The sequence below is a fragment of the Parabacteroides sp. 52 genome (assembly GCF_010500925.1).
In the GTDB taxonomy this organism is placed as follows: Bacteria; Bacteroidota; Bacteroidia; order Bacteroidales; family Tannerellaceae; genus QVMG01.
On record NZ_QVMG01000029.1, the window covers coordinates 1 to 14,816 of the forward strand.

Annotated in this window: 9 protein-coding genes; all 9 read right to left on the bottom strand. The window is 45.8% G+C overall.

The window, feature by feature from the left end; all coding sequences use genetic code 11:
* Nucleotides 1-302 precede the first annotated feature (302 nt).
* The 9 genes from D0T51_RS11575 to D0T51_RS11615 all read right to left on the bottom strand — a co-directional run bounded on the left by D0T51_RS11575 (nucleotide 303) and on the right by D0T51_RS11615 (nucleotide 14,235).
* Nucleotides 303-5,852, bottom strand: coding sequence for an alpha-2-macroglobulin family protein (locus D0T51_RS11575; RefSeq protein WP_373457020.1), 5,550 nt, complete (start codon nucleotides 5,850-5,852; stop codon nucleotides 303-305).
* Nucleotides 5,853-6,230: 378 nt separating this feature from the next.
* Nucleotides 6,231-7,310: a gliding motility protein GldN gene (gene gldN, locus D0T51_RS11580; protein WP_163729481.1), complete on the bottom strand. Its 1,080-nt coding sequence runs from the start codon at nucleotides 7,308-7,310 to the stop codon at nucleotides 6,231-6,233.
* A gap of 12 nt (nucleotides 7,311-7,322) precedes the next feature.
* Nucleotides 7,323-8,891: a gliding motility protein GldM gene (gldM, locus tag D0T51_RS11585; RefSeq protein WP_163729482.1), complete on the bottom strand. Its 1,569-nt coding sequence runs from the start codon at nucleotides 8,889-8,891 to the stop codon at nucleotides 7,323-7,325.
* Nucleotides 8,892-8,896: 5 nt separating this feature from the next.
* Nucleotides 8,897-9,979 (bottom strand): gliding motility protein GldL, encoded by a 1,083-nt coding sequence (gene gldL / locus D0T51_RS11590; protein WP_239056817.1) that lies wholly within the window; start codon nucleotides 9,977-9,979, stop codon nucleotides 8,897-8,899.
* A 32-nt stretch (nucleotides 9,980-10,011) separates the two neighbouring features.
* A complete protein-coding gene (locus tag D0T51_RS11595; RefSeq protein WP_163729483.1) occupies nucleotides 10,012-11,439 on the bottom strand; it encodes an SUMF1/EgtB/PvdO family nonheme iron enzyme in 1,428 nt (475 codons plus the stop codon).
* A gap of 6 nt (nucleotides 11,440-11,445) precedes the next feature.
* Nucleotides 11,446-12,402 carry a type IX secretion system membrane protein PorP/SprF gene (locus D0T51_RS11600; protein ID WP_163729484.1) on the bottom strand — a complete coding sequence of 319 codons (957 nt, stop codon included), beginning with the start codon at nucleotides 12,400-12,402 and terminating at the stop codon, nucleotides 11,446-11,448.
* A gap of 177 nt (nucleotides 12,403-12,579) precedes the next feature.
* The gene (locus D0T51_RS11605; RefSeq protein WP_005633363.1) at nucleotides 12,580-12,801 is read right to left on the bottom strand and encodes a DUF2795 domain-containing protein; all 222 of its coding nucleotides are present in this window, start codon (nucleotides 12,799-12,801) and stop codon (nucleotides 12,580-12,582) included.
* Nucleotides 12,802-12,874: 73 nt separating this feature from the next.
* Nucleotides 12,875-13,438, bottom strand: coding sequence for a cob(I)yrinic acid a,c-diamide adenosyltransferase (locus D0T51_RS11610; RefSeq protein WP_163729485.1), 564 nt, complete (start codon nucleotides 13,436-13,438; stop codon nucleotides 12,875-12,877).
* Between the two features lie 5 nt (nucleotides 13,439-13,443).
* Nucleotides 13,444-14,235, bottom strand: a complete 792-nt coding sequence (locus D0T51_RS11615; RefSeq protein ID WP_163729486.1) for a class I SAM-dependent methyltransferase — start codon at nucleotides 14,233-14,235, stop codon at nucleotides 13,444-13,446.
* Nucleotides 14,236-14,816: the final 581 nt, after the last annotated feature.

Genomic DNA, 14,816 nt, shown 5'->3' on the forward strand with positions numbered 1-14,816 from the left:
TATACCTTTTTTAGAATAACTGTTTATAGCTGTTTTCTATTGTGTACATGTTTGGAATTCGGCGTGATAAGATATCGGACTGCATGATAATACATCAAACTGCTCCACCACCGGCCAGGCCGGCGGTCCCCCTCTTCTTATCCAAGAAGAGGAGCCAAGAGAGTGCCAGTCACTAATAATTAATTGTTAATTATAAATTGTAAATTATAATCCTTCATGCTTCATGCTTCACTCATCGTTCATCACTAATCACTAATCACTAACCACTAATCCCTCCTCCTTCATCCGTTAATCATTAATCGTTAATCGTTAATTCCTCCTTCCACCCTGATTCTTCCCCCTTCCGTATGGGAAGTGAATTCCGGGGCATAGAGGCATTGAATGGTACTGATTCCAGCAGCATATTCGCCTATACGAGAGACGTATACCGGATATTCCAACACAAAGACACCCTTGGGTAATCGTTGGATAAAGAAGTTTTGCGATACATCTTTGGGGGAACGATAGAAATAAACACCATCCTGGTAAGTCGTTCCGGACACCTGTTCAGCCGGTTCAAAACATCCGGCACGCAGGTCTTTCAGGTAGACATAATCCATTTCACGGTCTGCGCGTAAGGTTAAGCGGACAATCACCTTATCCCCCACACGAAGCGGTTGCTCTTGCGTGACAGGACGTATTTGGCGTTCCCTGCCGTTATTCGTTTCTACAAACAAAGCCTTTTCTACATGCAACCCCGTCTTGGCGGCAGTCACCTGATCGAGAGGGGCAAAATATTGTTTATAGACAGCTCCCCAGGCCGGGGCTGTTCCTTCCTTATGCAGGGTCAATTGAGTGGTCTGCGACGAGATATCCGTCCCGGTCAATACTTCTTTTATATAACCGGTGGCTGCTTCACCGGCAGAGGTATTATAGGTTTTATTTCCCCATTGCACGGTTAGGGTATTCTCCTGATTCAGCCAATCACTGCCATGCAAGAGGATGGCATGAACCGCCTGCATAGTAGCAGGTACTGTTTCCCAGGATTGGGTACGCTTTTGATTCAAGAGCCATTGCTTCATACGGTCGGCCTCTTGCGATGCGGGCGATAACTCATGAAAAGCCAAAATCAACAGACAATGTACATCTATCGGAGAGGTATAAAAGTCATTTCCTCTCTTATTATTTGCCCAGAACATACCCTGTTCATCCGAGCGAGTAGCAGTCTTACGCAGCCAGGACATGATCTCTGCACTCACCTCTTTTTTGCCATTGCGATGCATAAGCAGAGCGATCTGTGCCCGGCCATAGAGAGAGTATGCAGACCAGTTCTTTTCGGCCTGTCCGGTATAATAACGGATAGCTTCGCGCGCATCGCCCAACTCCGGGATATCGCGGTAACTACTTCTGACGTAGAGGTATTCGAGTTGTTCGGCTGAAGGGATCACCTTCTCCCAGTCCGTCTTATTTTTTTTCAGTATCTCATAATCCTTTTGTATTGTTTCATCGAGATAATGGAGGGCACGCATCTGCATCTCTTTCTCCTGTTGATTGTATTGCACAGCCCCCAAGCGCGCCAACTGCGTCATGCCTTTCAGGATGGCAAGCGTCATATTTCGGTTCGGATAAAACCCTTTAAACCAAGCCCATGCCCCATCTTCTCTCTGTTGATCGAGGAGGCGTTGCAAGGCCATATCCCTTTGTGCCTGGGCTCTGTTCATATCAAACAGGAGAGAGAGGCGTTGTTTTTGTGCTGTCTCATTCTCTGCCGCCAATACCCATGGGGTTTCTTCCAATAGGATATTCTTCAATTCCTCGTTCTTTTCCAGGTTGGAATATAGGGTAGAGGCATCACCTCCTTGTGCCGTCCACAGACGAATCACCTCTTGCAAGCGGGGATGCGCCTGCACGATGGAGGCAGCCAATGTATTTCCGTAATAAGAAGCAAACCAGGACAAGACATCCTCCTTCTCGGGGGTCGTCATCGTTGGCAAAGCTTGTACGGCATACCATACCGGATTCGCACTGACTTCGAGTGTCAAACGGAAAGGATCGATCGTTTTTTTCGGTTGGAAGACCTCTATTTGTTTCTCTTTCTCATGCATCAGGTAAAAAGGCGTGCTCTCCGTCACCAGGATCCGGTTGGGAAGAACAGGGAGCAGGTGTTGTTCTCCATCACTTCCTTCCGGGGCATCCGCGACAATGCGGCAACCCAATAAATCCTTACCCGCAGGCACAACCATTTCCCAATGCACCATCGCCTGGGCATTCGCTTTCAGGGTAAATTCTTTTTGTTCCATCTCCCAGCCGGCTACCGGTTTGTCTGTCGCCGGATCAAACCATTCCAGGCGTACTTTCCCACTTATCGCCTTCTCCGACTGATTGATAAGCTGCGAAGAGAGCGAGACACGGTCGCCCTGCCGCAAGAAACGAGGCAAATGAGGAAGTACCATAAAAGGTTTACTGGTGATAACTTCTTTGCTTATCGATCCGTATTTCAGGTCTTTCGTATGAGCGATGGCCTGCAATTTCCAGGTGGTATTGCTTTCAGGCATTGTAAAACGAAGAATCACATCCCCTGCCTCATTGGTTATCAAAGAGGGGAAGAAAAAGGCCGTTTCATTGAAATGGGTGCGCAACGCATAAGGCGAAATGGCATTTTCCGGTTGCCTTTCCTCTGTCGTATTCATCTGATCCTGCGATTCGGTCTGTACATCTCCTGTGGGCAACACTACATCGGCATAGGCAGCATCCTCTTCCACTGTCGGGGACATTGATTTCATCCTGGCTCCTCCTCCACGCACATCAGTCCGCATCGAATAAAAGCCATTAGACGATAGCATCATATCCTGCCAGTCCAAACGGTCAAACACATATTCTGTCACAGGCAAAGACGCATAATAGTCCACCTCATACTGATACACACTGCCAAAGCCTTCGCTTTTATGAAACCAAGGGGCTTGCACAGAGAACGAGCGCTCAGGAGAGAAAAACCACTGAAAAGGAAGGATCTTATCCAAAGACATATCGTACATGCTTGCCAAGACCTCCGCAGCAGAAGCGGTAATAGCGAGGGAGTCACTATCCATCACCTTGAATTTCCACACTTCTTCACTGCCCGGCAACAAACGGTCACGAAAAGTCTCCGGACGGAAACTAAGTTTCCGGTCTGGCTGTTCACGTGTGAATTGCACCTGGTTCGTATACACTTCATCTTTCTTCACAAAGGTAAAACTCGCCACAATACCTTTTCCGTACTCCTCTTTGAATGGGATCTTAAACAACTGATTCTCATCATTCAATACCATTCTTTTGCGATACAGGCATTTCTTTTCCTGAAAGACTTCATACAATACATAAGCCTCTTTATCGGATGTACCGAATGTAAAGACGGCATCTTCTCCGGGAGCCACAGTTGTTTTATCCTGAATCAACCAGGTATGTGAAAAGACAGGAGGTTTTTTATCGTCTTTAGCATACAATACAAAATCTTGCTCTGCTTTCACTTCCCTGCCTTTACTGTCTAAGGCGGTGATGTATATCCGGTAGCGACCAGATGATAAAGAAGAGAGTATATTTTTAGACAAAGCTTTGTCGGAGACAAAGGTACCGACAGCTACCGGTTTGCCGGCGGTATAAACAGTATTCGGATTGTTTGCTGCTTCCGGCGCAGCCAGGGGCACTATCGTAAATTGCCCGGTAGCCGTTGTCTTTTCCCCATTCAACAAGCGGGCAGAGATAACCGGCTCCAGATTGGCTTTGTCTGATTGGGCGGGCAGATCGGTCGTTAGTATCATTCCGGTATCACCCACCGAGAAAGTATAACGCGTTTCCTGGCTTTCCCCTTTAGTGTCGGTCGCCAATGCAATGATCTCATAATTCTGATACTGAAGAGGGCCGAAAACAGGCGTTGTCTTTTCCGGGACGAAAGAAACAGAGAAGGTGCCTTCCGGTGAGATAGAGGTACTTCCATTTGCCACCTGTTCATTCGCATAATTACTCATCCCCCCCATACGCATCCAGAAAGGACGACGTATGATTCGCCATTCCACTTCCCCCCCCTGCAAGGCTACACCGGAGAAAGTCTGTACCTTGCCTTGCAAGGTCACTTTATCGCCAAAAGCGATCTCCTCTTTTATCGGTTGCATTTCAAGTGCAAAAGTGGGACGTTTATATTCTTCCACTTGCACATAGGCTGAGAAGTTCCCGGCAGATACCGTATAACCTCCACTCAATCCCTGCTTGGGCAAAAGAAATTCTCCATGAAACGAACCGAAGGCGTTGGTGGTTACTTTCTTTGTAGATACCTCCTTATAATTGGCATCCCGGAGGATGATGGTAAACATTTGATTGGCGGCTACCCGCGATTGATTTTCATTCAACACCCAGGCAATCCCTTTAAAGAACAAGGTTTGTCCGGGACGGTAAAGCCCCCTGTCCGTAAAGAGGGAGACATTCACCCTCTCCTGGATGGTTACTTCCGGTTCTTCACGCATATATAACGTAGTCAACCGACCGGATTCATCCCCAGGCACAACCGCCTGAAACGCTACGATATCGGTCTGCATCGGAAGCGTAGCCAGGCCGTCTTTATCTGTTTGTACCGTGCCCGCCAATTGCGGGTCACGTCTTTTGCCGACAAAATAATTCACCGTTGCCGGGTATACAGGTTTACCGGTTATCTTATCTGTCACCAATACTTCTTTGCCTCCCCCGAGGGTGGACCGGTGAAGGGCAGCCAGGCGACTGACACTTATCGTATTTTCCGTTTTCAACTTCTTTCCCGGCACAGTGGTCACCCATTCATACAAGCCGGTCTCAGCCACCATTGGCAACTGCAGGAGGGTATCCTGGTGAGCGTATGTATTTCGCGGGTGCAACCGCAGGTTGATTTCTTTCTTCAACCGCCCTTTTTCCTGTTGTTGGTTCTTATTATAAGAAACAAGGTTTACGGGGTTTTGCAAACTCTCATAAATACGTATCGTTACTTCCTGTATATTTTTATAGGAGATTTTCACGGATGTCTCTTTGCCGGGATAAACGGTATTTGCCAATTCTACACTTAACATAGGCTCTTCCATCGTCCCCAGTGCATTTTCCAAGACGCGTATCCGTTCATACTTCGGATACTTAGCGATACTCTCTTGAAGGAGACTATATTTAACGGCTTGCACAGAATCCGGGTTATTGGACAGGTAACGCCCGTTATCCAGTAACTCCACTTGTTTGATACGAATCTCTGTAGAGAAATCATAGGATTCATACAGGTTGAGTAATTGCTTTAATGCCGCTTCGTAAGCCGCATAAGAATCCTTGTTTATATCCGAGCGATAGGTATAATCTAAATAATCCAATTCAACCAACAACGCTGCTTTAGGGTCATTTTGTGTTTTACGGAAAGCCAGCCATGCCTGGTACGTTTCCGCTGCCGGCTGAATATCTACAGCCCGCTGCATCAGAAAATCATATAAGGTCGCCCGAAGGGTCGTTGCGTCCTTTCCGGTCTCCATAATTTCCTGGAAAAGGGCTGCCGGTGTATGTTGCAATAAATCCGCCGGTTGCAAAGACAAGGCGAGCTGTTCTTTTATCTTTTCGGTAAACAAGTTGGCAGTCCATACACGCATATCGGCAGGAACCAATCCGGCAAGGGGAGTTCTTCGGTTTATTTGCCAACGGTTCTGTTCATAATAAGAAGAATACATCTCTGCCGCCATAGAATGCAAAAGGGCTTTGCATGATTTATCCGGCATTTCGGCGGCATAGTTCTCCACGTCTTCTATCAAGGAGGGAAAGGCATCCTGGTCTACTTCCAATTGCTCTTTCATCCGGGCGATCAGTTCTTTGATCCATTGCGGTGTGTTTCTTGTATCCACAGCTTCTTTTATGACTTTTTGTTCATCCGCTGATTGAGTGGACTTACAAGATATTGCTATCAATCCCAAACAGCAATAGACTAAAACGGTTATAAAAATTGCTTTACCATTCATATCAATCGTATTATGTATTGTTTAAAGTTATACTCCCCTAACCTACCCCAAGGAAAGGCTGTAAGATCCCATATCTTCACAGGACCAAGTAATGAACGCTCTTTCGGGAGCTATCGAACGCATATTAATATAGACACAAAGTAAGTGTAAAAAGTTGTGAAAGTTCCGTTAATAAGGAGTAATTATCCAATAAAAAAGACCACCGGTTTCCCGGTAGTCTTCTTATCTTATGCATTTGCATAGAGAAAGTATTCCTATTTTTATTTATCGGGTGCGACGAACGCTTCGTACCGGAGCGGAAGACTTCTCTGCTTTAGGGGCCTTCGCTGCTTTGGTTGTTTGGGTAGAAGCGGCTTTTTCTTTTTCTGTTGTGGAGGAAACCCGGCCACGGACAGAGGTTTTCTTTTTGGCTTTTTTATCGGCTTTACTATCTACCACTGCTGTCGTATCCGGCTGGAACCAAAGAGATTTCTCAAAGGTTTCCAACTGGGTTTCGATTGCTTTCTGTGCCAATTGCAAAGAATCCGGTTGAGGGTATAACTCCTGCATCGTTTTGTTCATCAGGTTCTCCGTCTTGATAATATCCCCTTCAAACATCCGCCGGCGGAAATAATCATCAATGGTAAATGTCTTTGCATTGTTTATGCTGGAGGTCATGATGTAAGTCGTATTGATATAGGGGCGAATATTCTCATAAGGAAGCCAGAACAAAGGCATGGTTTGCGTAGCTCCATAATCATCTGTTGTTGTCAGGATAGGAGAAATAGCCAAGATCTTCACATCGAAGATAGAATTGTTCTGATCGAAATACCAGGCTTCTTTTACATAATAAGACTGTACATCCCCGGAAGGTATATCGCCTTCGTTAATCACAAACGACGAAGGTTCTCCCGGACGTCCGGGCACTTCTTCATAATAAATATAAGCCCGGTCTAACACATCCTTGAAGTTCACGATATGCTCTTCATCAAATGCTTCATAACCATCCGAATTGTATTCATAGGCCACCAGTTTACCTTCACTCATCAATTGGAAGATGGTCGTAAAGAGATTCATCGAACCGTTCAAGGGGCGTACCGGGTAATATAAAGGAGCATTTACTTCTTTGGAAAGGTCTACATTCCTGTAGAGCACACGCATCCAGCGAGCATTGCCCACCTGCTGTGTATTGCGTTCATTCATATCCTGTGCCCGCACGGTCAGATCAGGCAGACCTGTATTCTTTTGCGTCTCGGCACGTCCCCCGCGTGTAGCCTGGGGTGTTCTCCGGGGAGGCTCCTGTGCCTCTACGCTATACACACAAAACGCACTCAATAAAACCAGTATATAATACAAATGTTTCATATATATTTTTGCTTAATTTACAATTACTTGAATAGGGGGAATAGATCGTTCTAAACCATCCGGTCCTTTGGCTACGACTCCTGAGATAAGGAATTGTTTGCCTCGGCTCATATCACTGATGCGGCTACGTTGCCGTTCGGAGAACTTACCACCTTCGGCCACCTCTTTCAAGGCATTACCAAACGCATCGTAATAAGTGAGTTCAAAACGGATCACCGCAAATTCAACATTGATAAAGTCATCGTCTATGGCTGCCAGAATACCGCCTGCTTCGAGAAGACTGCGTTTAGAGATAGGCGTTCCTCCTTTGTATTTACGCATATTCCCATTGGCATCTTTGTATTCGATATACGGAAGCGGATCGGGCAAGGCACGCACCCGGAAAGAGCTATTGGCCATCTCCACCGAACGGCCATCGGCCATGCGAGCGTTTACACTGATCACCGCTTCGGTACCTACGGTCGTAGGTACAGCCACCCAAAGGTCTCCGGCAGGAGTCAGGCTGCCATTTGTCATCGTGGCAGTAACGTTTCCGCTGGGTACACCGGGTACAGCTATACGCACTTTATTTTCAATTCCCGCATATAATACATTCATCAATATCGGAGCAACCGTCGCACTCGGCTCTGTGACAAAATATTCACTTTCAAACTCACGCACCATCATCGTACCATCACTGTTAGGCATTTCAACATACCCTTTGACCGGGAAAGTACCTGTCGTTGTCGTTTGGGCAGTAAAAACCCCTCTGTTCTCCACCGGTAAGTCTTGTCCATTCACATGGATATTCGGACGTTTGGTTGAATCCACTGCCGAGAGAACGATATTGGCACGGTAAGGAGTACCACGCATAACGATCTGACTTTCAGGGATCACCTGTGCCTTAATCGTGTTTACTCTATAATCGCCCACATCCACACTGCTCAACAGATACGTAAGCAACTCGCCTTCCGCATAACGCACATCGCTCTGTAATTTAGTCAACAGAGTCACTGCCGCTGCTACAGGCATCCCTTCAAACAAGGCTTCTTCCCAGGTACGGGTATTGATACCGGCCTTTTGCGGAGGAGTGGTATGTAAGCTGGCCTCCAGGATCCGGGTTTTTACCGTATCCTGTACCATATTTGCCATCAATTCGCGATACGCATTAATCGATTCGCGGAGTTTCTTTCCTTCACCTACCACAGGAGCCAACATAATACGCGAAGCGGCTTCCAGGTCATCTTTCCGTTCTATATGATTCACATCCCCGTCTTTTCCGTCAGCGGCTTTGACGATGCGTACTTTCAGATCCTGAATATAGTTATACAACTTATCGGAAGCCTCTTTTACCTGATTTTTCTTTTCATACCACTCTTTCGTTTTCTCCGGATTGATCTTATTATAAGCATCCATTTCTCCGGAAACGATATTGTTGCGGTGGGATGAGTTATCAATAGAAGTCTTCAAACTATCTTCCACCAACTCAAAGCCCTCCAACACTTCAGAAGAGACATTGAGAGCCATCATAGCGATGAACACCAGATACATCAGGTTGATCATCTTTTGACGCGGTGAATTCGGATTGTTTCCTACTGCCATAGTATTTATTTATTCGGATTATTGGTATAGGCTTGTTGTTGCTGGTACGGATTCCCCTGCATAGGAGGTTGTTGGTATTCCTGTTGCGGATATGCCCCCTGTTGTTGCTGTTGTTGCAGATAAGGATTCACTGGAGCGACACCCGGCATATTCACAGTCATAGCCTGCAACAAACGGGTATATACCTGGTTCAATTCGGTCAACTGCCGTGTCATCTTTTCGGTTTCGTTCCGGAAGACCGAGCTGTCCACCACAGAGCCGTCATACATTTCCCGTATCCGGTTCAATCCTCCGTTGATATGTTCGATCGATTCAATCTGCGAGCTGATGCTCTTCAATTGTATTTCATAAATTGTATTCAGACCGGAAATATTGCGGTTTAACGTTTCCATCTGTTGCACATAACCGCGTGAGTTCTGATTGATACCGTCCGAATTATCTGTAATATGTTTATAAGAACTCAACAAAGTATCCGATACATCTGTCAAAGAGCCTGTCACCTGGCTGAAACGTTCCATCTTTTCCGACATGCCGGACAATTGCTCCAGGTATTGTTGGGTCGCTTCGGTCAACTCTGCCATCTTCGAGATCTGCTCGGCAGCCCCACTCAGTTTCTTGATGCTGTCTGAGAGGTTCTTCGTATCCTCTTCGGATATATCGAGTGAACCGGATATATTCAGGTTTCCTCCTCCGGTAATATTCGCTCCCACATAGCCTCCGCGGCCATTGCCTTGCGGACGTACCATAGCGTCATCCTGTCCTTCCATGTGTGTCATAGAAGAAGAAATGCCCCCGCCGGCAAAGTCCGGACGATCCATCGGGTTTTTGGATTTCAACACAGGGAATACATCTTCCCAATGGTATTCACTACTCGGCTTATCAAAACCGAAAATAAAGAATATGAGTGCTTCAACAGACAGTGAAATACCGATGATCCAGTTTGCATAAGGCAAGTGAAGGATCTTGAACATGGTTCCTATAATAACGATAGAAGCTCCCCAACTATAGGCAAAGTTCAATATGCGTTTCCCTTTTTCACTGGAAAGAAACATCTCTATCTTATTCTTATATCTTCTATATTTTCCCATTTTTTATTGAGCTATTTATATCTTTTTCTTCTTTATTTTTTTCCTTTGGACCGGGAGAAACCGATTTGCGTGCGCGCACAACGGAAACCTATATACGAACGGGTTTCGTTTTGATATTCGAAAGTACGCATATCCGAACGGATAAACTGTGCCACATCTTTCCAGGAACCTCCGCGAACGACTTTCTTTTTCATCGCATACGGATCTTCTTTGGCCGCATTATAGCTCAGCTCCGGATTCATATCACTCATCTGTGCCGGACCGGATTCAGAGAAGCTGGTCGAAGTCCATTCCGCCACATTTCCTGCCATATCGAACAAGCCGAATTCGTTCGGTGAGAAAGATCCTACACGGGCAGGGATCAGGTGACCGTCTTCCGTATAATTACCGTCCCCCGGTTTGAAGTTCCCCAGGAAACATCCTTTATTATTTTGTAAATCGTCCGTAGCCCAAGGGTATTTATTTTCATTTTTTCCGGCGCGGGCAGCATATTCCCACTCCCCTTCTGTCGGCAGACGGAAAGGTTCGATCGACTGTCCTTGGGCCATATTCAGCGATTGCTTAAATAAGTTCGTACGCCATACACAAAAGGCTTTTGCCTGTTCCCAGGAGATCCCTACGACTGGATAATCATCGTATCCCGGATGAGAGAAATACATTCTCGTATACGGTTCGTTATAGGCATTGTTAAAATCGTTCACCCAGCAGGTCTCGTCCGGATACACATTTATGATGTATGTATTCAGGAAATCCCATTCACTGCTTAACGGGCGGGTGATTGTTTCACTGATTACCCGTCCATCCTCATCCACATAGGCTGTATCTTTCGAGATCATAACGACCTCGTTCGGATCGACTTTGATGTCCGTATTGCGCACACGTTCAGCCGGATTCAACCGGTGTTTACGCAATGCCGCTGCCGTATAATCATATACTTCATATTTAAAGAGCATCTGTTTGTCATCCAATTTTTTCTCTCCGGTGATGGGATTGATATAATTGACGCTTTCGATTGCCAAGAGTTCGTCTTCACTGGCGCGTCTCCAGGGAATCGGCCGGCTCCAGTCCAGGTAAGGCTCTACCGGTTCTCCGTAACGGTCTTCTGTGATTTTAAACAAATCGTTTCCTCCATATTGTGGATCGGCCAGGCGTTCGCGGATGATCGAGTCACGCACCCAGAATAAGAACTGTCGGTATTTGGCATTCGTTATCTCCGTCTGATCCATCCAGAAGGCATCAAAGGACACCCCTTTGGTATCCGGGATCATGCCCCATAAAGAATCTTTATCCGAAGGCCCCATTTCAAAAGAACCACGTTTGATCAGCACCATACCATAAGGTGCCGGTTCATTAACAGCTACCGAGCGAACACCCGTCACTTCGCCTCCGGCTCCACTGAGTCCTCTACCACATGAGGTTAACATGGCTACTGCCATAAGTACAAATAATATTCTTTTCATATACTACTATAATATACGTACACTTTTGTGTCTGTTTTTTCCTGTCTTTGTTTTCTTTAACTTCAGACTGTATTTCATCATTATTTCATGACTCCCGCTCGTCCCCTTGCGAATGGGCGAATAGGAATAATCATAGGAATAGCCTACATGAAAACGGCCGAATGTTGCTCCCAACATGACTATCATCGCTTTGGTTGTTCGCCAGGAGACACCTCCGTCAAACATTTTATTATAAACAAGGCGGGCGGTGATATCCGCCTGATAGCTCTGCATATCCGTTTGAACAAAAACGGAGGGCTGTAATTCATACAACGGATTCTCCAGTTGAATATTGTATCCACCTGTTAAATTAAATGCTCTGCCGATATAGATATGAGAGGATTCGGTCAGCTTTACCTCCGGTTCCAGAATATGCGTAAGTCCAAAGCCGGCATAAAACTTCTTGTGGGTATAATAAATACCGGCGTTAAAGTCCACCGCATTACCTTTCACCTTGCTCAGGGGGATTGCTCCATCGATTTGATTATCTCCTCCCGATCCGATCAGGTTCGGGATGTAGACCGAGTCTCCATCAAAGCCACGCATTGCCAGTCCGGCCTGTACACCGATACTCAACTCACCACCGAACAATTTATGTTTATAGGCATATTGCACAGAGACCATGGAATTTTGGTAAAGCCCGGCAGACTCGGAGGAGAACACCACCCCTACCCCATGGTTCGTCTGTCCGAATTTCATCGGCATATCGGCCATGACAAAGAAAGAGCGCGGATTTCTTTTGAATCCGACAAATTGTTGACGGTGAAGGGCAAACATATTCAGGTCTTCCGACGTACCGACAAAACCCGGATTATAATACCCCATCGCCATAAAATACTGCGTGAACTGCGCATCATCCTGTGCCCGTACAAGACCTGCACAGGTACATATAATCACCAGAATGGACAGAAGGACTCTTCTCATTTATTTCAGTTCTTTGCGCCGAATCAGCCCTGAGCCGATAATAGCAAATACAATCTTTGATGCTATTGAAACGGTTCAGATACATATAAATTGTATTTCCCAACAAAAAAACAGACGAGGGAACAACACTTCAGCCTGTCACCTCGTCCTTATATTCTATACGTACGTATACGTGCGTCAATATTCTTCTTCGTTGAAAAAGAAATCTTCCTTACTTGGATAATCCGGCCAAATGTCTTCCATGCACTCGTAAATTTCACCTTCATCTTCCATCTCCTGCAAATTCTCAATCACTTCCAACGGTGCCCCGGAACGTTGAGCGTAGTCTATCAATTCGTCCTTGGTTGCAGGCCAAGGGGCGTCTTCTAACTTTGAAGCCAATTCTAAGGTCCAATACATAGATCGTTAAGTATTAAAACTGTACAAAGACAGTCTGGTTTTCAATTTTCCCGCAAAAATAGAACTTTATTCTTTAGATGCAAGTATAATCCCAAATAATTTCATGTCCCCCCTCCCGCAGGCTCTCCTGACGTGCCAAAACAAAAAGGTAGTCGGAGAGACGATTGATAAACACAAGCACCGGCTCTTCAACCGGACTGTTTTCGGCCAAACGGTATATTTCACGCTCAGCCCGCCGACAGACCGTGCGGCAGACATGCGCCAATGCCGCAGCAGGCGTCCCTCCCGGCAACAGAAACTGCTTCATCCGAGGCAAGCTTTCATCCAGGCGATCGATCTCTTTCTCGATACGTTCAATCGTTTCGGTGGTGACCCGGCTCTCGATTTTCAACTCTGTCTTTTCCTGATCGGTAGCCAGGTAGGAACCGATCGTGAACAATTTATGTTGCACAAACAATAAAAAAGCCTTTTCTTCTTCGTCTTTCAACGAGGTCATCAACAGCCCGATGAATGTGTTCAGTTCATCCACCGTTCCATAGCTTTCAATACGCTGATTCGCCTTTGACACACGCTGTCCACCCACCAGAGAGGTCATTCCTTTATCCCCTCCTCCTGTATAGATAACACTCTTCTTCATACGCTTTAAAAATAGACTATATAATTCCGTTTATGTAATTTCTTATTGAATAAGACAATGCCCAAAGAAAACAAATCCAATGAAACGCTTACTTCAGGTAAAGAACAAATTTTTTTCCAACTTGTTCGCATTTCCTTATTCCTATTTATATCTTCCACCACAAAAACACTGTTTTCATGCGTATACGGCAGACAGGCTGTCACCAGATCGAAAAGGCATTCCTGCTCGATACGCCCGTTGAAAAAGACAAAATCAACCTTTCCCATCTTTTGCAGAATACCCGGTAACAACTGCCGGTAGCTACCCACCTGCAAGTCGATCGCCGTGCGCGCCGCCTGTTTATACACCTCACCCGAAATCATTGCCAGCTCCGCCACGCGCTCCAGAGAAACGCAGGTCAAACCGGGCGCATACGCACTCAGGTAAAGCGTCGAAATGCCCATAGAAGGCCCTATCTGCAAAATCTTCTCTGCCTTGAAATAGTTGGTAAGCCGAAACAATAAAGCCCCCCGCTTAGGTTGTATCGCCTCCCGCTTCACAACAGCGGCAAGGCTTGCCTGCCGGGATTTGTTTTTATGCCGCCGGTCGGGATAGGTTATCAGCGTATTCTTTTGAAGGAGATGCTTGCGTACATTTTCAATTTCCTGAAAACAATAAAAAGAACAACGGTCATTTATCACCTTTGTTATCAGATTAAAAACAAAAGGGGAATGCACTCCATGTCCTTTATTATACCGTATCTTACGATAAGGCAACAGTGTTTTTCGCCAAGACTGCCGAGGTAATATGCTTTTCATTTGTCCTTTTTAGGAAAACAAACATACTACAAAAAGCCTGCATTTCAATAGAAGTTTTCTAAAAATATTAGGAGAATTCTATTGCCGATGCCCATCAGCAATATTGCCCATGCGCTTCGTCAATATTGCCGATGCGCATCGGCAATACTGACGATAGCTATCAACAGTAGAAAAAGCCTCCGCTTTTTTCACTGTTGATAATAGAAAAGGGAGAATGAAAAATGAGTTGAAGAGAATTTTCAATTATCAAAAGGAAGTGTAGGCGGGGCTATCTAAGCTCCTCTTCTTGGATACCCTTCAGTTGCAAATACTCTTCAACTAATTTCGATTTAAAGGTGGGAGGTTCTATTGCCCCCTTTCAGGGCTCAGGGTATCTACTAACCGCACACCACGGGTTTGACAACCCGCGGTTATTCACTTGAAACCCCTTCGGGGTAATTGTGCCTACTACTTATTCATAGAAACAAAATTGCTTATCTTGTTGAGACTCATTTAAGTATTTTATGCGTCAGCCAGTACTATTTCAGCTCCTCTTCTTGGATAAGAAGAGGGGGACCACTGCTTGCAGTGGTGGAGCAGTT

Bases quoted from the DNA above. Each gene is read 5' to 3' on its own strand.
- D0T51_RS11605 (WP_005633363.1), bottom strand. From the start codon at position 12,801: ATGTATTGGACCTTAGAATTGGCTTCAAAGTTAGAAGACGCCCCTTGG.
- D0T51_RS11595 (WP_163729483.1), bottom strand. From the start codon at position 11,439: ATGAAAAGAATATTATTTGTACTTATGGCAGTAGCCATGTTAACCTCA.
- D0T51_RS11610 (WP_163729485.1), bottom strand. From the start codon at position 13,438: ATGAAGAAGAGTGTTATCTATACAGGAGGAGGGGATAAAGGAATGACC.
- gldM (WP_163729482.1), bottom strand. From the start codon at position 8,891: ATGGCAGTAGGAAACAATCCGAATTCACCGCGTCAAAAGATGATCAAC.
- gldN (WP_163729481.1), bottom strand. From the start codon at position 7,310: ATGAAACATTTGTATTATATACTGGTTTTATTGAGTGCGTTTTGTGTG.
- D0T51_RS11615 (WP_163729486.1), bottom strand. From the start codon at position 14,235: ATGAAAAGCATATTACCTCGGCAGTCTTGGCGAAAAACACTGTTGCCT.
- D0T51_RS11600 (WP_163729484.1), bottom strand. From the start codon at position 12,402: ATGAGAAGAGTCCTTCTGTCCATTCTGGTGATTATATGTACCTGTGCA.
- gldL (WP_239056817.1), bottom strand. From the start codon at position 9,979: ATGGGAAAATATAGAAGATATAAGAATAAGATAGAGATGTTTCTTTCC.